Source organism: Halochromatium roseum (assembly GCF_016653315.1).
Lineage (GTDB): Bacteria > Pseudomonadota > Gammaproteobacteria > Chromatiales > Chromatiaceae > Lamprobacter > Lamprobacter roseus.
Genome location: NZ_NHSH01000079.1, coordinates 1 through 19103 on the forward strand (window position 1 = coordinate 1; position 19103 = coordinate 19103).

General features: G+C 62.9%; 16 protein-coding genes. 13 read left to right on the forward strand and 3 right to left on the reverse strand.

What is annotated here, in order from left to right; translation table 11 throughout:
* The 12 genes from CCR96_RS22025 to CCR96_RS22080 form a co-directional block, all read left to right on the forward strand.
* On the forward strand, positions 1-380 hold a 380-nt coding region (locus CCR96_RS22025; protein ID WP_476702840.1), incomplete at its 5' end, for a thioredoxin domain-containing protein.
* Positions 377-607 (forward strand): conjugal transfer protein TraV, encoded by a 231-nt coding sequence (locus tag CCR96_RS22030; protein ID WP_242519293.1) that lies wholly within the window; start codon positions 377-379, stop codon positions 605-607. The genes CCR96_RS22025 and CCR96_RS22030, both read left to right, overlap by 4 nt.
* On the forward strand, positions 604-1101 hold the full coding sequence (locus CCR96_RS22035; protein WP_201223758.1) for a TraV family lipoprotein: 498 nt from the start codon (positions 604-606) through the stop codon (positions 1099-1101). Before CCR96_RS22030 ends, CCR96_RS22035 begins: the two co-directional genes overlap by 4 nt.
* Before the next feature lie 260 nt (positions 1102-1361).
* Positions 1362-1691 carry a TraA family conjugative transfer protein gene (traA, locus tag CCR96_RS22040; protein WP_201223760.1) on the forward strand — a complete coding sequence of 110 codons (330 nt, stop codon included), beginning with the start codon at positions 1362-1364 and terminating at the stop codon, positions 1689-1691.
* A 148-nt stretch (positions 1692-1839) separates the two neighbouring features.
* Entirely contained in the window at positions 1840-2082 is a 243-nt protein-coding gene (locus tag CCR96_RS22045) for an RRXRR domain-containing protein (protein ID WP_201223762.1), read from the forward strand.
* Positions 2079-4484 carry a type IV secretion system protein TraC gene (traC, locus tag CCR96_RS22050; RefSeq protein ID WP_201223770.1) on the forward strand — a complete coding sequence of 802 codons (2406 nt, stop codon included), beginning with the start codon at positions 2079-2081 and terminating at the stop codon, positions 4482-4484. Before CCR96_RS22045 ends, traC begins: the two co-directional genes overlap by 4 nt.
* Positions 4474-4824, forward strand: a complete 351-nt coding sequence (locus CCR96_RS22055) for a hypothetical protein (protein WP_242519294.1) — start codon at positions 4474-4476, stop codon at positions 4822-4824. Before traC ends, CCR96_RS22055 begins: the two co-directional genes overlap by 11 nt.
* Complete coding sequence (gene lepB, locus CCR96_RS22060; RefSeq protein WP_201223772.1) at positions 4821-5354, forward strand: signal peptidase I; 534 nt, start codon at positions 4821-4823, stop codon at positions 5352-5354. Before CCR96_RS22055 ends, lepB begins: the two co-directional genes overlap by 4 nt.
* A 97-nt stretch (positions 5355-5451) precedes the next feature.
* On the forward strand, positions 5452-6810 hold the full coding sequence (locus tag CCR96_RS22065; RefSeq protein WP_201223774.1) for a TrbC family F-type conjugative pilus assembly protein: 1359 nt from the start codon (positions 5452-5454) through the stop codon (positions 6808-6810).
* A complete protein-coding gene (locus CCR96_RS22070) occupies positions 6807-7895 on the forward strand; it encodes a TraU family protein (RefSeq protein ID WP_201223776.1) in 1089 nt (362 codons plus the stop codon). The genes CCR96_RS22065 and CCR96_RS22070 overlap by 4 nt, the downstream gene beginning before the upstream one ends.
* A gap of 16 nt (positions 7896-7911) precedes the next feature.
* A complete protein-coding gene (traN, locus tag CCR96_RS22075; RefSeq protein WP_242519295.1) occupies positions 7912-10707 on the forward strand; it encodes a conjugal transfer protein TraN in 2796 nt (931 codons plus the stop codon).
* 159 nt (positions 10708-10866) lie between these two features.
* A complete protein-coding gene (locus tag CCR96_RS22080; RefSeq protein WP_201223778.1) occupies positions 10867-12006 on the forward strand; it encodes a putative CRISPR-associated protein in 1140 nt (379 codons plus the stop codon).
* Positions 12007-12073: 67 nt separating this feature from the next.
* On the opposite strand, the gene CCR96_RS22085 is transcribed toward CCR96_RS22080, so the two are convergent.
* Positions 12074-14191, reverse strand: coding sequence for a CRISPR-associated ring nuclease (locus CCR96_RS22085; protein WP_201223779.1), 2118 nt, complete (start codon positions 14189-14191; stop codon positions 12074-12076).
* A gap of 152 nt (positions 14192-14343) precedes the next feature.
* Between CCR96_RS22085 and cas6 the strand changes: the two genes are divergently transcribed.
* Positions 14344-15357: a CRISPR system precrRNA processing endoribonuclease RAMP protein Cas6 gene (cas6, locus tag CCR96_RS22090; RefSeq protein WP_201223787.1), complete on the forward strand. Its 1014-nt coding sequence runs from the start codon at positions 14344-14346 to the stop codon at positions 15355-15357.
* Between the two features lie 229 nt (positions 15358-15586).
* Here cas6 and CCR96_RS22095 read toward each other — a convergent pair whose 3' ends face one another.
* Positions 15587-17830 carry a hypothetical protein gene (locus tag CCR96_RS22095; protein ID WP_201223789.1) on the reverse strand — a complete coding sequence of 748 codons (2244 nt, stop codon included), beginning with the start codon at positions 17828-17830 and terminating at the stop codon, positions 15587-15589.
* Positions 17823-19025 (reverse strand): hypothetical protein, encoded by a 1203-nt coding sequence (locus CCR96_RS22100; protein WP_201223791.1) that lies wholly within the window; start codon positions 19023-19025, stop codon positions 17823-17825. Before CCR96_RS22100 ends, CCR96_RS22095 begins: the two co-directional genes overlap by 8 nt.
* Positions 19026-19103: the final 78 nt, after the last annotated feature.

A 19103-nucleotide genomic window follows, 5' to 3' on the forward strand; every position in this document is an offset into this window, starting at 1 on the left:
TGGCAGAGGACAGCCTCTGGGTCTTCGTCGATCCATTGTATCCGGCGGGACTGGAGCTGTTGGCAACGCTCCAGGAGGCCGCCGTCCCGACCCAGGTCGTGGTGCTACCGGTCGGTGGACCCGAGTCACTGGATGCCGCGCGCCGGCTGCGCTGTGCGGCCTCGAGTGAGGACGCGTTGACGGCGCTGATCAGCCGGGAGATCGCGACCCTGCCGGCTCCGGCAAACGACTGCGACACTCAGCCGTTGGTGCGGGCCTTGATCACGGCGCGTCTGCTCGGTGTTGAGCAGGTGCCGCTGCTGATCGCCCCGGATGGGCGACTGCAGCAGGGCGTGCCCGCGGACCTGGCCGCTTGGCTGGGGGAGGGCGATGCCGGATGAACACCGCGATCTTCACACGCCTGTCGATGCGGGTCGGGCTGCCTGCGCTCGTCCTCGCCATGACCCTCACCAGCGGCTGTGCCAGTCCGCTTGGCCGTCCGCACTTCGCCTGCGAGGGGCTGCCGACCCGTCCCCTGTGCCTGTCCGTGACTGAGGTCTACCAGCGCACTGAAGGGCAGGGACCACCGCCGGCCGAGGTGCTGACGCGCAAGGAGGTTTTACGATGAGACCGACACTGTCTTCGTTCGCTGTGCTGTCTGGCAGCGCCCTGATCCTGCTGCTAAGTGGTTGTAGCGGATCGCTGCCAAGGGCGTTGCCCGAGGCGCTGCCCTCGACCACGCCCGATACGCTCACCGCGCTACAGGCACCGCAGTCGATGGCGTCATCGCGATCGCGATCAGCGGCCGCCGCCAGCGGGTCGACTGGTCAGGCCTCCGTCGCTCAGAGCGCCGCTGACCCAGGTGAATCAACTGCTTCAGTGCCATCCGAGTCGACGCAGGGCGCACCGGCACCCATCCGCGCCCCAGCCTCAGTCATGCGCGTCTGGGTCGCCCCTTGGGAAGACGCCGACGGCACGCTGCACGGCGCCAATCATCTCTACATCGAAGTCTTGCCGCGCCGCTGGCAACTCGACGGCGCCGTCCTGCCGGCCGCTGGGGTGCTGCAGCCGCTGCAGATTGCCGAGCGCGCCCAACCCGACCGGCCGAATCACCGCCGATGACGCTGATGGACACCGATCGACACACGACGAAGCCATCCCTCGGTCCAGGTGCTGATCGCAACCGCCAGGTGATGCGGGGTTCAAGATCCCAGGTCGAACGCTCTGCGCCCATCAGCGGTTTAACGCCCCTTGACAGCTTCCTTCGACAACCCACACCGCGGCCATCGAGGCCGCTCCATGCAACCCCGGAGACCACCGCTATGGCATCCCACCCTTGTCCAAGTCCGTGTTCCGCAGCTTCCACAACCGCCGAGCCCGTCATGTCATCCCACGCACACGCCACCCACCACTGGCTCTTCGCCGCCACCCTGATCGGCGTCGGCGCCGCCGTCCTCACGCTCGCCCCGGAGGCGGCCGTCGCCGGCACCGGCGGCACCGAGTTCCAGGCCACCTACGACATGCTGATCAGCTGGATGACCGGTCTGCTGGGCCGGATCATCGCCATCGCCTTCATCATCGTCGGGCTGATCGCCGGTGTCGCACGCCAGTCGATCCTCTCGTTCGCGATCGGCATCGCCGCCGGTCTTGGCCTGTTCATGGCCCCGGACATCATCGACGCGGTGGTCTCGGCGACGCTGCCGATCACCTGAGCGCGAGGGTCAACAGCTGCGCTGAGCCCACACCCCTTTCCTCGAATCGTTGCTGCTGACTGACCGGTCGCCCTGACCGAGCCTGGACGGGACACCGTCCATCACTCTCTGCGTTCTCTGTGCCCTTCCTTCACCAGGAGCCAAGACCATGCGAACCGATCGCGTGCGGCGCCGGCGTGCGTCCCGATCCCATGAGTCCGAACGCGTCAGCGTGCTCGATCCCGTCGGCCATCTGCTCTCACCCTGCCATCCGGCCAGAGCCCGCGCGCTGCTGCGTCGCGGCCGCGCTTGGCTGGTGCGCGATGACCCGCCGCTGATCCAGCTGTGCCGGATGGGCGAACCCGCGCCGGTCACGGTCGCGGAGTCAACACCGGGGATGCCACCGCCATGACCCATCCCGCCCGTCACTACCAGGGCGAGCGCCTGAGCACCCTGCTCAGCCCGCTCGCCTACGATGCCGAGGCCAGGCTCTTCCTGCATGATGACGAGAGCCTCGGCTTCGGTTTCCTTTGCACACCCTTATCCGGCCTTGAGGAGAGTACCGCTGAGCGCCTGCTGGTCCTGCTCAACCAGGACTGGCCCGCCGGCACCCTGATCCAGGTCGGCCTCTGGGCGAGCCCGGACATCGATGCCGCCTTGGCCCGCATGCTCGGCCTGCGCCTGGACAGCCCAACGCCGGTGTTGCGTGAGGCGACCCGTCAGCGTGTCGACTTTCTGCGCCAGGGTGTCGAGCAACCGCTGGTCCCCGGCACTGCACTGCGGGTGCGCGATCTGGTGCTCTTCATCAGCGTCAAGCTGCCGCTGGCTTCAGGGCTGCCGGAAACTGCTGAGCGCGCCGCCGCGATCGAGCGCCGCGCGGCCAGCGAACAGGTCCTGGCCACCGCCGGGCTGCAGCCGCGTCCTTTATCCTCCGATGACTTCGTTCGCCTGCTCGGCACCTTGCTGAACTGGGGCGAGGAGGCCGGTTGGCGGGCCAGGCTGATCCCCGAGTGCGATCCGCATCGGCTGATCCGCGAGCAACTGCTCGATCCGACCCATGCGCTGGAGGTCGACGCCGAGGGGCTGACGCTTGGTGAGACCCGGGTGCAGGTGCTCTCCTGCAAGCGCTATGCGGACCGGGTCGGCTTCGGGGTGGCGGCGCGCTATCTGGGTGATCCGCTGTCCGGTACCCGGGGTATCGGTCATAACGCCTTGCTGACCATGACCCTGCATGTGCCGGAGCAGGAGGGGCTGCGCGCCAGACTCAAGGCGCAGCGCCAATGGGCCACTAACACCGCTTATGGACCGCTGGCCAAGTTCCTGCCTGAGCTAATCAGCCGCAAGCACGGCTTCGATATGTTGTTCAGCGCCTTGGAACAGGGCGACCGGCCACTCCAGGCGCATCTGAGCCTGGTCCTGTTCAGTCCCAAGGATGAGGCCCAAGCGGTGCGCTCCAATGCCATCACCTACTGGCGCGAGCTGGGCTTCCAGCTGATGCCGGATCGCTACTTCGCTTTGCCGCTGTTCCTGAACAGTCTGCCGTTCGGCGCCGAGCGCAAGGCGATTCGCGACATGATGCGCTATCGGACCCTGGCGGCAAGGCATGCGGTGGCCCTGTTGCCGGTGTTCGGCGACTGGAAGGGCACCGGCACGCCGGTCATGCAACTCCTGTCGCGTAACGGCCAGCTGATGGACCTGTCTCTGTTCGACTCTCAGAGCAACTACAACGCCGTGATCGCCGCCAGCTCTGGCGCCGGCAAGAGCTTCTTCACCAATGAGCTGGTCGCCGCCTCGCTCAGCACCGGCGCGCGCTGCTGGATCATCGATGTTGGGCGCAGCTACGAGAAACTGTGTCATGCCTTGGGTGGACAGTTCATCGCCTTCACCGAGACCGCCGACCTCTGCCTGAACCCGTTCGAGCTGGTGCAGCGCTGGGAAGAGGAGGCCGATGTGGTCACGGCGCTGATCACCGCGATGGCCGCACCCACCGAGCCGCTGGGTGACTACAGGACTGCGGGGCTGAAGCGCATCCTGAAGACGGTCTGGGATCGGCTCGGCAAACAGATGAGCGTCGATGCGATCGCCGAGGCGCTGCTGGCCGAGTCCGATGCCCGGCTGCAGGATGTCGGCCGGCAGCTGTTCTCCTTCACCTCGGCCGGGGAGTACGGGCGCTTCTTCAACGGCCGCAACCGGATCGGCTTCACCGCGCCCTTGGTCGTGCTCGAACTCGAGGAGCTGAAGAGCCGCCGGCATCTGCAGCAGGTCGTCTTACTGCTGCTGATCTACCAGATCCAGCAGGCCATGTACCTGGGCGAGCGCGCACAGCAGAAGCTGGTGGTCATCGACGAGGCTTGGGACCTGCTCACCAACGGTGATGTCGGCAAGTTCATCGAGTCGGGCTATCGGCGCTTTCGCAAGTATGGCGGCGCGGCGGTGACCATTACCCAGTCGCTGGCGGATCTCTACACCCATCCGGTGGGACGGGCGATCGCCGAGAACAGTGCCAATAGCTTTCTGCTCGCGCAGCCGGCGCAGGCGATCGATCAGCTCGCGACCGAGCAGCGTCTGCCGCTGCCATCCGGTGCGGTGGAACTGCTGAAGACCGTGCATACGGTACCAGGCGCCTATTCCGAGATCTGTTGCCTGACCAGCCTGGGTGGCGGCATCGGTCGCCTGGTGGTCGATCCGTTTCGACGGTTGCTTTATAGCACCGCGCCGAAGGATGTGGCGGCATTGGAGGCGCTTCGGGCAAAAGGCCTGGGGACGGCCGAAGCGATCCATGCGTTGATCGAGGAGGGTCGCCATGGACGTTGAGCAGCGCGCAGGCGCTGGCCATGAGCCCGCGATGGCGTCTTTGACAACGCCCCTGCGTTGGTCACTGACGCTGTTGTTTGGGGCGGTCCTGGCCGGTGCCGTGGTGGGGCTGGGGATCAGTCAGAAGCGCTTGGCCGCGCTGGCGAGGGACGCTGCAGGCCAGCCGCCGGTAATCATCCTGTCGGTGTCCGAGGCGGTGCGCGCCGGGCTGGATGCGGGGCAGATTCGGGTGTTCGCCGAGCGACTGGGCGAGCGTGGGTTTCTGGTCCTCGATGCGCAGGCGGTGCTGGCCGCGCCGGCGGAACTGTCGCTGCCAATGGGCGAGGAGACAGGCCGATGAGGTTGCACAGGGATCAAACCCGTCCACGCCAGCCCTGGGATCGGTTCCTGCTGAAGGCCCTGGTGGTGCTGACGCTGATCCTGGTGATCGGCAGTCTGCTCTGTGGGCGCTTTCGCCTGGGGCTCGATGATCAGGAGGCGCTCTGTCTGCCGCCGTATCGCTGGTATCTGATCGATACCTGGGATCGGCAGCCGCAGCCGGGGCAGTTGGTGGCCTTTGCTGCGACGGAGGCGATGGCGCCGTATTTCAGCATTGGCCAGACGGTGATCAAGCGCGTGGTCGGCGTGGCGGGTGATCGCGTGGCCGTCGATGCGGCCGGGACCACGATCAACGGGGTTGTGCGGCCGAATAGCGACCCCGCCTTGGCGACGACGTTGCAACAGCCGGTGACCACCTTCGATCGCTCGGAATTCGAGGTACCGCCCGGTCATCTCTGGGTGATGGGGGACACGCGCGACAGCTTCGATGGCCGTTATTGGGGTGCGTTGCCGATCGCGCAGGTGCAGGGGCGGGCGTATGCGTTGTTTTGATGCCCTGGGGTTTGCTCGGTTCTTGATGGTCTTCTGCTGCACGGATGGATCAGTTCGCTCGGCGGGTTGCCTGTCCGCGAGCACGCGTCACCTTCAAGTGCTGGCCGGCGCGGCACTGAGCGCGGTCAGCGTCGCTACCGCTGCCGCGCCGATGATCGATCAGGCCGAGCAGGGCATTGATCAGGCACTGGCACCGATCCGGGCGCAGGCCGAGGCGATTGCCCGGAGCATTGAAGGTCAGCCGTTGCCGGCGTGGCTGCAGGTTCCTGATCAGACCGGCACGGAGTCGAGCTTTAAAGACCCTGCCGTCGTGGAAGGTCTGTTGGAAGACGCTCGTCAACACCTCGGGTCTGCGGACCTGACGGTATCGATCTGCGAGACCCTGGCGAGCGACTGTGCACTGGATGGCCGATCCTCCAGTGTTCCTGAGCCCGCTGATTCCGATCCCTTCCAGCCGACGACGAACGCGCCCTCCAGAACCTACTTGCTGTTCGCCTCCCGCTCCCTCGGCGAGGCCGCGTTGCGCGAGCTGTTCTCTCTGGCCAGTGGCCGACCCGAGCTGCGCATCCTGTTTCGCGGCGTCGACGAGGACGAATCGCTGATCGCCTTTGCCGCCAGCCTGCGCGGGTTGCTGGAGGGGCTCGATCCGCCACCGAACGTGCTGCTCGACCCGACACCGTTTCGGACCTACGGGATCACGGCGGTGCCGACGCTGATCTTGTTGGGGCGGGATGGGACCGATTGGACCGAGCGTGCTCGGGTCGCTGGTCTGATGCGCACCGATTGGCTCGAGGAGGCCCTCGACGCCGGTCGCCAGGGCGACCTCGGCACGCGTGGCCCGGTCACCGAGATCCGCGAGCCCGATCTGCTTGTCGAGCTCGAGCGCCGCCTGGCCGCACTCGACCTGACCGCGATGAAGGCCCGAGCCCTTGAGCGGGCCTTCGGTCGTCTGCACCTGGAGCGCTTGCCAGTTGCAACCGAAGATCGGACCCGCTGGATCGATCCGACTCTGACTGCGGCAGCCGATATTCAACTGCCGGACGGCACGCTGTTGGTCAAGGCCGGAGACAGCGTCAATCCACTCGCGCAGTTGCCCTTTACCCAGCGCCTGGTGGTCTTCGACGCCACCGATCCACGCCAAGTGGCCTTCGCGCAGGCACACGCCGCTGAGCGTTCAGCAAAGGCCACGCTGTTTCTGATCACTGATCTGCCGCGTGAGCGCGGTTGGGCCGGACTCGAGCAGCTCATGACTCAGCTCGACCGACAGCTGTTCCTGCTCACCCCGGCGCTACGTCAGCGCTTCGCTCTGCAGCGGGTACCCGCCGTGGTCGAGGCCGAGGAACTGCAGTTTCGCGTCACCGAGACGGCGATGCGCGGGCCAACAGCAGTGCGAGTCGATCAGGAGATTGCCGATGGCCTCGCGAGTGACGTCACGCCGGCGGAGACGATCCCATGACGCGCGCGCTCTACCCAACTGGCTGTCGAGCGTTCAACGTATTCAGAGCGCGCAGTCGCTTCGCTGTTTGCAAGCGTTGCAGCCTCAGCACCCTGCTGATCCTGCTGATCACCCTCGCGCAGACGTCACCCACCCAAGCCGCCGACGCCGCCTGCCCGGATGCCGAGCTGCTCAGCGGTAAGCTGATCACCGATATCTGCTGGTCCTGCCTGTTCCCCGTGCGCATCGCTGGGGTCCCGATCGGCGGGGGTCGGGTGCCTGAGGGGGCTAGCGATGCCTCGGTCTGTGTCTGTCGCGATGGACTCGGCGTCCCCCGGCCCGGTTTCACCCTCGGCCTCTGGGAGCCGGCACGGATCATCGAGCTGGTGCGCAATCCGACCTGCACCCCGGCCCTGGGCGGCATCCGTCTGCCGTTCGGCGATGTGCGCCTGCTGGGCAGCGGTGGGCAGGGTGAATTGGACGACAGCGAGGCGGCCTTCTACAACGTCCATGTCTACGCCTTCCCGCTGCTGGTGATGCTGGACCTGTTCTTCGATGATCGCTGTAACCCGGATGGGTTCAGTGAACTGGACCTGCTGCACTTCACCGAGCTCGATCCGACCTGGAACAATGCCGAGCTGGGGTTCTTCGCCCATCCCGAGGCGACCTGGCTGGCGTCTCCGGCAGCGCAGGCGGCCTGCCTGGCCGATGGGGTGGCGGCGAGTGCGGGCAATCCGATCGATGAGCTGTTCTGGTGTGCTGGTACCTGGGGGCTGATCTATCCCTTCGCCGGCGCGCAGCCGACGCTGGGCTCACGGGTGCGTGCGACCTCGCTGTCGGCCACGCGGGTCATGGCCGCGCTGCATCGGCGCGGTCTGGCCCGGCAGACCATGGGCGATGGCGCGCTCTGCGAGGCCCCGCTCGCGCCCTTCCTGCCGAAGAGCCAATACAAGCTCTCGATGTTCTATCCGCTGCCGGAGGCCAACAGCGCCCATGTGATCGGTGAAAGCCCATTTCGCTGGGGGATTCATCGCACCTATCCCGGTCCTGGCGAGGATCATCTCTATGTGCTTTGGCGCTGGCAGGATTGCTGTGCGACGTTCTGAACCGGGTGTCGATGGGATGCGGAAGCGATTGATCTCCGACGCGGCCTGGTGGCGCCAGGCGCCGGAGACTGCCCCCCGACCGGCTACCGGGTCATCGATTGGGTATCGACTGATCGCCGGGTTGCTCTGCCTCTGTGTCGCTTGGACGCCTTGGGCACTGGTCTGGGGGGATGAGCTGGCCGATCTGGGGCGGGCAGGGCAGACGTTCGGTCAGGGCCAGGCCACTGGGTTTGCGCTACCAACCGTCGACGGCGATCAACTCCAATTCCAGGTCGATGGCGAGACCCAGTCCGTCAACACCGAGGAGTTGTTCCCCGGCGCCTCGGCCGGCAGCGCAGCGGACTTCTCCGCCCTTTACGGCCAGCCCGAAGGCTTGACGGCCCGCGGCCGAGCCGCGCAGTCAACGCTGCTCGGCGAAGAAGGCGCACAAGCCGAGGCCTTCCAGAGCCTCTACACCAACGTCGGGGTCTCGGCGAGCGATCTGCGCGCCGATCCGGTCTGGTCGCAGACCGACCAAGTCATCGATGAGATGGCCAATCTGGCCAATGGCTTCGGCGATTGCGCGATCGACACGCAATTCCAGACCGGCACCCGCCCGGTGCATCTGCCCGAGATCGAGACCTGTCAGCAGGTGCAGCAGGGCGGCGAATGTACCCTCACTCATGCCTATGACCTGCCGCCGGCCGATCACATCGTCGCCGTTAGCGGTGGGGCAGTGCAGACCAACTGCGCCTATGGCTGCATCGAGGTCGTCTACGATTTTCCAGGCGCTGCGCATCAGCCGTCCTGTCCCGATTGCGCCTATCGACCGGCACAGACCTTCGGGTTTACGATCAACGACCCGGGGCGCATCCAACGCATTCAAGTCAGCGTCCAGCCCCAGGCTACCGAGTTCGACACAGGCTGCGACTGGGATTGCCGGATCGATGCGTTGTATCAGTCCTGGTCGATCGCCTTTCCCGGCTACAGCCAGTTCGACAGCAGCAGCGGCAACTTCGATCCGATCCAGCGCACGGCCCTGAGTGGGCACGAGGCGACCGCAGCCTTGCGCAACGGCGGCTCTTTTACTGTCGCCAACGACTACCGCTTCGAGACCGATAGCGGGAACTGGTACGTCGCTCAAGCACCGTACCGCGTCTCCATCCGCATCCAGTTCACGCCGCTGCCGTTGCATGACCACGGCTGGGATGCGTCCGAGGCCTGCGTCCATCTGGCTGAGACCATCCGCGACAGTGCCTTCTGTGACGGTGAGGCGGTCTGCTCCGGCGCACCGCCGCTCAACCAAAACGGCTGCTATGAAACGGTCGGCGTGCTGATCTGCCCGGGCAACTTTGGGCCTTCGCCGGTGCCCTGGCTCAATCCATTCTGCCGCGAGCTGGCGATCAGCGCCGACTGTGCCGGGTTCAGCAGTGGCGACATGCAGTGCTGGACCGATCCGCAGGGCCAAACACACTGCCCCTACAACCCCGGCGATATCGACAACGACTGCGGGCCACTCGAGGCCGATCCGAACTGTGGTTACCTGGGCTCGACCTGCATCGACGGTGCCCGCGATCGCTATGGGGTCTGCTATGCCACCGAGTCGCGCTACGACTGCGGCACCACCGCCGAGATCCCGGACATCACCCGCGAGACCGCGATGGACTGCGCAGGGCCGGTACGTTGTCTGGGCAATGACTGTCTGGATCTGACCTTCGAGCAGTCGGATGACTTCGGCGAGGCTGCTGCAGCCCTGCAAGCCGCACAGTATATGCTCAGCGACAGCGACTGCACGAGCCCCGGCCAGTGCCAGATCTTCCAGGGCCAAGCGGCGGAGTGTAAGCAGGCCGTCGGTGGCATCGTCGACTGCTGCGAGACCCCGGCCGGTGTGTCGCTGATCGACTACATCCAGCTGATCGTGGCGATGACCAAGATCGACGCTGCAATCATGGCCAGCGAGTCCGGCAGCACCCTGCGTGGCGGTTGGGAGCTGCTGCGCGATCCGCTGGTCGAGACCTGGGATGCGGTGACCGAGACCATCAGCTCGGCTGCGAATAATCTGATCGGCAATACTGCAGCCGCGACCAGCGAAGCCGGTGCCAGGCTCTCTCTGGATGCGGCCAAACAAGCCCTCATCCGCCAGACCGTCGACTGGACCGCGCAGGTCTTCGGCGATGCCGCGGCCAATGCGCTGTTTGCGGTGGAGGGTGGCGGGCCGGCGGTGATCAATGGCACGGTGCAGGCTGGGAACATCCAGCTTGGCGGGTTGATCGGCACCACGTTGGCCTGGGCGATGACCGCCTATCTGATCTACAGCGTGGTGATGATCCTGATCCGCATCATCTGGACCTGCGAGGAGGATGAGTTCGAGCTGGGGGTGCAGCGCGAGCTACGGGCCTGCCACTACGTCGGCAGCTATTGCGACAGCGAGATTTTGGGGATCTGCATCGAGAAGCAGAAGGCGTTCTGCTGTTTCAATACGCCCCTAGCCCGGATCATCAATGAGCAGGCCTATCCGCAGTTGGGGCGGAGCTGGGGTGAGCCTGAGCATCCGAACTGCCGTGGACTCTCGCTGCAGGAACTGGAGCGGCTCGATTGGGCGCGGATTGATCTGTCGGAGTGGATCGCGTTGTTGACCCAGGCTGATCGGTTTCCGCTGCCGGAGGCCCTTGATCTGGAGGCGCTGACCGGGACTGGCTCGGAGCTTAGTACCGGGGCGCGGGCGGATGCGGCCGAGCGCAGTGCGGGGAGGGCTGAGGGGCTGGATGCGGGCGAGGTCGGGCAGCAGGCAGCCGATCAGCTGTGGGAGGCGGTGCGGCGGGGGTTGCCATAAAGGGTGCCTGAGCAAAAAATGGCTATATTATTTCTTGCGACAATTTTTTTTCATCTGGAGCAACACTCGGTTGAAGACAACGATCAATGCGCGGTAAAAATTAAGGCGTATTTTAGCATTTGAATCATATGGTATTTTTGCATAGAGGAGCCTTGCGCTGTGACTGTCTATCTTTGCACCTGCGGCACTAGCGCCGCAAAAAAACTTCCCCGTGAACCTCGCTTCAGTGCCGATTGGGTGCAAGCCCAGGGCGGAGTAGAAGGAGCGGCAGTTGTTATCCATGCCACCTTTGCAGACGCACAGTTGAGCGACGAGACCGCACTCAAACGCGATCTCTCCGCAGAGATCCATGCGCTTGCTCGCATGGGAGTGACAGCAAACGATACTGTCGTCCTCTACAGCTCGGAAACCCCAGACGGCCAAGCCTGCGCTGCAGCGGTCAAGCTGTACCTAGACAACCAGCTCGAAGGGATTGTTTGCCGCATCCATGTGATAGAAGGTTTGCAAGTGCATGATGCTCAAACCTTCCGCACAAAGGGCGTACTGAACTTTACCAAGGCCGTCCTCGCCGAGATCCAGGCACAAGGCGCGGAGCAATGTATTCTCAACCCCACCGGCGGTTTTAAGAGTCTGGTACCCTATACGGTACTCATTGGTATGCTCAAGGGCGTTCCTGCTCGCTACATCTTTGAGCAGTCCAGTGCACTCATCGATCTACCAATGATGCCAGTAGAATTTGCTCGTTCCCGGCTTGAACCGTTGCGGCCGCTTCTCGATCGCATTGATCAGGAAAGTGCAATTACGCGCACCGAATACGAGACAGCAGTGGCTTATCACGAGCGAGAAATGCTGAGTGCACTGTTTGAAGATCTCGGCGACGGACAGATCACCCTCTCGCCGGTTGGCTTTCTGATCCGGGAGGATCTGCAAAGACCCATTTCACGCGTGCCGTTCCTCTCGAGGCGCGCCCTTAACGATCTCCTCAAGCTTAGCGAACTCGAAACCGTCGACCCTGAGGGCTATCTAAAGCGCGTTGCCGGCTCTCCGGCGCAGCTAGACGCAAATCGTCACATCAATCTAGGTAACGATCTATTCTGGCTCAAGCCTGGTCAGCACACCCGAGTTCGCTATCTGGTCTCGGTCGAAGGCTGGCGGTTACTCGTCTGGCGTCTCTGTGACCACAAGGAATATGAAACACTTATCGACCAGAAGTCCAAGCGCGATATTGGTGCACGCATCCTTGATGAACGCCGCTCACAATACGAACCCTTCGTCCGCATGGAATTCTATAGTGGTTGATCCTAGTGGATTAGTATCCTGGTTTAGTCCTATCGTTGGAGGTTTGAAGTTGGAAAACTGTTATCCTTTAGCTATCACTCACTAAGTGCTGGTAGATCGTTTGGTCCACTTGCTTGATGAGTCGTGCCCTTTGGTCACTTGGCAGGAACGCGTGGACAAAGCTTTGCTTGATCATTGATAACGCGTCCCACAAGGTAAAGTGATCTCGGCTCATGCGCGCGGCGGACAGGTACTCTTGCGCCAAGGTGGTGCGGCTGATGCCTGGATTGTCTGTGCAGATCGTCAGCATCAAACCGCTCTTCCAAAGATCCAGCAATGGGTATGTCGGTAGAGCGTCTCCGTTTTCGCAAAAAGGGTCGCAAAACCCAACAACCTCGCGGTTTGAAGTGGGGCAAAGCTCCAAGCAGATTCCACGATCGCGGAATTTCTGAATAAGCTTCGGGTTATCGAGCAAGGTCAGGCCATGACCGATGCGATCAGCATGCAGGTGATAGGCAGCGCGCCAGATCTTCTCCGGTGGCTGTCCCTCTCCGGCATGGATCGTGATTGGCAGGCAGGCCTTGAAAGCTGGGGCGAACCATTGCTCCATCTCCGCGGGATCGTGGTGTTCGTCGCCAGCGAGGTCAAGACCGACGACAAAACCAATGTCGTGCTGATCGACGGCCAGTTGCACTGACTGACAGATCGACATCTCATCGGCGCGGCGATCGACGATGACAACGAAACGGATCTCGGGACGTTCTATCTCGCCGAGTGATGCCAGTTCGGTGCTTAGGGCAGCAGCAAACAACCGCAAAAAGCGTTGGCCATCACCATTGAGATATTTTTGTGGACTACCGCGAAGCTCCAAGTATGCGAGTCTTTCCGCCCTTGCCTGCTCAACGATGGTTCGCGCATAGGGCGCGATTGCCGCCTCGTGCTGAAGAATCGCTGAACCAGTGAGTTCACCGGGCCGCTCGTAAGCGGCAAAGCCGTGTTCGTGTTGACTATTTAAAGCAATGCGCGGCTCCGTTATCTGCCAAAGGTTCCGCTCAAGCTGGGCACCGCTTGCTTGCAACAGCAAGGCGGCTGCGCGGTGACTACGCTGAACGGTATCGCCTGACTCGGGCTTCAGTGATCTAGGCCAGTGCCATGGCCATTCTTCTGTATGCAACAGGTGCTGAACACTCGTCTGTGCCGCTGTCTTTTCTTCGGCACTCATTGCAGACCAGACAGCCCGCGCCACCTCAATTTGTGTCGGTAGGTCGAGGCAGCCGCCGAGATGACGGTGCAGGTCGGCCTTTGGTAATGTCTGCAGCCAATTGCTGTGATGCTGCTCCAACTGCGTACTGCGTAGGGATTCGATGATGGCACTCGGCAGTCGGTAGAGGTGGCGCCAATTCTCATGATGGTCTGCTTGGTCGATGCTGGCCAAGTAGTTTCCCATCAGTGAAGCGCCCTGACGCTCCCGTTCCTCGACCATATCCACAAGACGCCCTGAATCGTCCGCGAGCCAGGACATGGGTATCCCGGGTTCAGGTAGCGGTAGCGGAAACTGTGCGGCACGGACGGCCGGCTGACCGTCGAGGCAGATATCAAGGATCTCGTTGCGCTGGCCGCGGCCAACAATCAGCGGCATTATATGCGGATTTCCCTGCTCATCCTGGATAAAACCCGGCGCAATGGCACTCGTGAGATCCTCTGAGGATGGCCGGTAGAGGGATGGCGGGAGACGCCCGGAGTCGACGACATGGATAAGTCTGTGCGCACCGAACAGGCTCGCGGCCCTTTGCAGGTCAGCGCTCATGGTCTTGCGTCCACCCGCTAGGCTGAGCAGAAGCTGCCCGCCTGCAAGTGATTCGCTTGCCTTGAGCGTGAGCCGAAAGGCCAGTTCGCGAAAGCGTTCGCATTCGCTCTGGCTGGCAAGTTGATCGGTATTGGTAGCACTCCACACACGCAGCGCTATCGGCCTTCGCATCAACTCCCACCATTTCAAAAGGTCGAGAAGGCTGTTTTCGGTTGCTTTGCCGTCAGTCGTGCAGACCCAAAGTTCTTCTGGTTCAGCGAGGTGATGCTCACTGCGCAGACAGTCGATAGCGTCTCGGTTGGGGTGGTGTGCAAACAGGTCGAAGCGGGTGGAGGCGAGCGCATAGCTCTCGGGAATGACAGCCCAACTCGCGCCGAGGGTACAAAGCAAGATATTCAATCAAGTTGTCCAACAGTTTAGAAATCGAGTTTTGGTAATAATCTTAACCGCTTACGGCAAATCGTGCGTCTGGGCCATAGTGACTGAAACGGAAGCACTGTTGTCCAGTTTCGTTCCGTGACGCCCGAGACCAATGGTCATAGAATAACCCCATGAGCGAAGCACTTTTTCTCCCCATGGCCCGTTACCGTGTCCTCTACGAGACGCTGGATGCGGTGCGTCTGCCTGATTATCCAGGCTCGGCTTGGCGCGGGGCCTTTGGCCATGCGCTCAAGGAGGTCGCCTGTGTGTATCCCGGCCTGAGCTGCACAGGATGCCCGGACAACGGACAATGTCCCTATCCGCCGCTGTTCGAGTCCATCGGCAGCGGTGACCCCTTTCGTCCCTACGTCTTCGAGCCCCAGGCCTTCAGCGGCTATTTTCCACCGGGAGCGGTCCTGACACTTGATCTGGTGCTCTTAGGCTGGTTGAATGACTGGCTCCCGCTGCTGGTGGCCGCTCTGCAGCGTTTAGGGGAACGTGGTTTAGGGCAGCGCGAACCAGCGCAGCTAAGGCTGTTCGATGTTCAGTGCCAGATTGATCCTAATCAATCACAATGGATCTCTGTCCCGATGCCAGATCAAGACGGACCTGACACGCCGTTTGGGGCGGGACTCCAGCCATTCAGAATTCCACCCGCGCCGGCCCGGGTACGTCTTGATCTCATCACGCCCCTGAAACTCAAATCGCGCGGCGTACTGATCCAACCCGACACGCTCAACGGTCGCGAACTGCTCATCGCCCTAGCGCGGCGCATGGAAGCCTGCGCGAGTGTCTTGGATACCCTACCGCTCACGCCCGAACCGGACCAGTGGTTTGAAGATTCAGAAACGCTCATTGAACGCCGTGAGCTGACCTGGCTAGATACTCATCATTATTCCAATCGTCAGCACGAGGTGCTTAAGCTTGGCGGGCTCACCGGTCGACTCTGGCTCGGAGGACCGGTCCTCACGCGCATCTGGCCCTGGCTCTGGCTTGGGCAATGGCTGCATCTCGGTTCATCGACAACGATCGGACTTGGACGCTACAGCGTGCGTCCTGCCGCTGATGCTGATAGGCCGCGCTCCGGATCACCGCGTCGCAGAAGCGGTCAGCTTAAAAATCGCTCCGTGCGCCGCGTTAACTGAGCATAGACATCACATCACGCTCACCGGAGATCCAACGATGCCAACGTCCACGCCTCCCCTTAAACGCCGCAATCTCGTCGCGAAATCCATGCATGGACTGCGCGGCGGTGTGCATCAATCACGCCCCACACGAGCAGACCTCAAGCACGAGTTGCGACGTCACCTTGCGGAGTCCGAACCATCACTCCGGCGCGTTCATCCAAACGACTGAAGCGCCCCATCAGGAGGCTCATAAAGGTAGCAAGCCAGAGACCAACAGCGTCTCTGGCGACGCAACATCAGCCCCAAGAACCTGCCGCTCTAGGTCGGCCCGTTCGGCGACTACCGCCTCCCAGTCCTGCAGCCCCAGCTCCCTGAGCCACGCAGGAAAAGCCAAGGGCTCACGCCAAAGCCGCTGGGCGTCGACCCGATCAAGCAGAGGTGTCACCCAATCAGGTTCCCCCAACAAGGCCGCAAAAGCCGCTAGTTCCAGAAAGTAGCGCTGTTCCTCCAGAACAGTCGCGATACCAGCCCATGCAGGCAATTCCAAGGCGCCCGAAAAACCATCTTGCCGACACAAATGCAGATAGGCGAACACAAACCCGGGTGGTCCCGCGTCACCCGTGAATAACCGCGCCTCCAGCATGGGGGTGAAACGCTCCAAGCGTTCGATGGCAGTCGATTGACCACTGCGCCAAGCCCAAGCCGCGTAAGCGCGCAGCAAATAGAGGACATCGGCATTGCCCGGCACCGGTGTGCACGTCTCGAGCCCATTCAGCCAAGACTCGACTTCAAGGGCCAGAGGGATAGCCGCGCCCTGCGGATCACGCCAAGACTCGATATAAAGCAGCCAGGCCAGTTCCCGGTGTCCAGTCCCCTTGAAGCGTGGACTATCAGCACGCTTGAGCCGATAGAGGGTGGCCGCCCGTTCGACCTGTCCCTGACGCAGTGCGATACGTGCCGCACGGTCGCGCAGTTTATGGCGTTCCCAGGCAACATCCGCATCGGTGCGTCGAGCCAGACAATCATCCAGTCGCTGGTGGAGTGCTGCCGCCGGTGCCGGCAGATCGATATCGACGAGCAGCGCCATCAGATGGCCCAGCAGACCAGCACCGCGCGTGCACGACTCATCGGCGCTGAGTCGACTTAACCCCTGAGCCACCTCGTGCAACGCCAACGCATAGCGTCCCGTACGGTAGTACAGTTTCGACCAATAGTGATGGAGTGTCGGCGGCATCGCGAGATCGCCATGTCCGAGTTCGACGCGCGCGGTCTCCAGCCGTGGCAGACGTCGATGATCGTGCGCCTCGGCCAGCAGCATTTCCAGGGGTACGACCCAAGCCCGCGATAGCGGCCACAGCGTTTCGCTCACTGCGTCCAATCGCTCGCCCAGCCAGCGCTCACTTGGCTCGTTATCCCGACCGATCTCCAGACAGCGGCGCAACTGCTGTTCAGCCTGGTCCAGTTCGACGCCCTGTTGCAGTGTGCACAGCGTCAGACGGTCAATCAATTCGGCGAGCGCCGCGTGCTGTCCGCAACGCACGGCAGTGACCAATGTCGCATCGCTACACTCGTTCGTTTGCGGTATGTGGCCCACGCGCAAATCCCCGCGTCCCTGCAATCGTAACAGGCGGGCACCCCGCGCCGCACTCGTCGGCCGTTGTGCCTCGGCGAGGATCGCATCAAGCCGATGCCCAGCGCGCCAGGCCTCAACGAAGGTAGCGAGAAACGCACCAGCTGCCACTGGACAGGGGCGCCCGAGTGGCGCGAGAACGGTTTTTGCTCCAGCCGCGAGGAGTCGTCGTCCATCGACCAAGAGGTTTCCCCGATCATTGCCACAGGCCATGAGGACAACCAGAGGCGGTAATCCAGATTCCAGCGGTAGCCCCCAATGTCGTCCATCATGCAGACGAAAGGGTTGTGCGCCATCGCACTCGGTGCCATGGGCCACCACAACCAGAACACCGACCCCTGTTAGATCGGTTTCAGCTAGCCACTGTTCCACCGCTGCCAGTCCGTCGTAGATGCGGACCACCCCATCCGCAATGGCATCGGCGGGTTGAATCGGCTCATCCGGCGCGATCAGATTCAGCACCGCGATCTCGCACTCCGGGTCCAAGGGGTGCGCTGGATCGAACCGGGCTGGGGCTTGACGCTCTACGATGAGCCGCCCAAACAAAGACTGTCCGCCCAGTGTCAGCCACTCGAATGGGCAGTCGGCCCAGGGAGCAGGCAGATCACGACTTAAATGCAGGCGCAGACAATCCGCCGTGTCCAGCAGCGCTGTCAGCCGCGCGGCGAGCGGTTCAGCCAGGGCCAAGCCTAGGCTCAAGGTCGGACCCAAGTCGCACAACCTCTGAATCGGCGGTAGGACATCGTTTGTCCAGGGCGTGGTCAGGGGCAGGGTGCCGCTCTGCTCGACCGTCCACCAGCGCACACCTTGGGCATCCGGCCAGATCCAGAGATCTCGAATCATAGCGTCCGGGTTAGCCATGATCATCGCGCAGTGGCAGCGCGAAGAGGGTCTCACCGGTCGCGTCGCGGATGAAGAATGTGAGCCCCTGATCGGCACCGGCAATGAGCGCCGTCTCGGGCCTCTCTGGCGTCAGCCGAGCCTGCTGACGGACGCGCTCGCCGCGCTGCAGACCGACCAGCAGGGGTTCGGACTGAAGCAACCGCAGCTGTAGACGAGCCGAGTCGCCCGTTGCACCGGGAATCAAACGGCACAGGATCCAATCCGCCAGTTGCCAGGAGGCCGCACTCTCAGCCTCCAATTCCGCCGGACCGAGTGCGGCGACTGGCATCGGCGTGAGCCTCAAGCCCGCAGCGCTCGTGCCCTCCTGAAAGACGTTGAACAGGCTTTGCCACCAGGGACGAGCCAAGTCGACGCTGACGCTCTGACGAGCCATATTGCGCAACAGATCCGCAGCTGTGAAATAGAGCTCGCGATACCGCCAGCGTGGATCATCGGCGTCGGCAAGTGGCATTCCGGTGAGGACTAGATGACCACCAGAAGTAGCGCGCTGAACCAGCGTTCCCGCGCGCCCGGTCCCTGGTTCTGGCGATGTCGTGCTCATCTCCAACGCCAGATCGCGTACGGCTGCAAGACGCTCGGGCTGAAGTTGGCCGAGGACAGCGCTGGCCGCCGGCCAATAGAGCTGCAGCGGATTCCAAACCTGCACCATCGCAGCGAGCGGATCATGGGGGGCATCCTGGTCGTCAAGGATCAGATCGCCATCACTGGCGTAATCCGTCTCCCAGGCCATCAACCAACCCTGCCAGAGGTCGCGTTGCTCGGTTGGCCCAGCGAGCAGCACCGCCAGCGGTTGCGGCATCTCCCAGTCGAGCGATCCCCGCGGACCCATGGGTCGGTCGATACGCACGATTAGCCCGGGTGCTGGCTGCAAGGGCGGTGCGCGATCCTGACTCGCGAGCCGCTGCCGAATCTTGGCCGCCAGAGAGGCAGGCATTGGACAGGGCGCGGTCGCAGCGGGAGGATGAGCAATGGCAGCCTGACACTGACTCCAGTCGCGAATCAGTTCCTCACGGTCAGGTTCTGCCAAAGGACTGACGGGATCGGCTGATGGCAAACGCGCATCCGGCTCCTCCGACCAGCGGCGCAGCATGGAAAAAGATGGATCGAACAAACTTGCTTCGATCACCGTCAAGGGAGGAGTGAGTTTCAACATGATCGACACTCCTCGCCATGGGCGCTCCGACCACCAGGCGACGGCAAAGTAGGATTGGCACGAGTGCATCCAACGGAC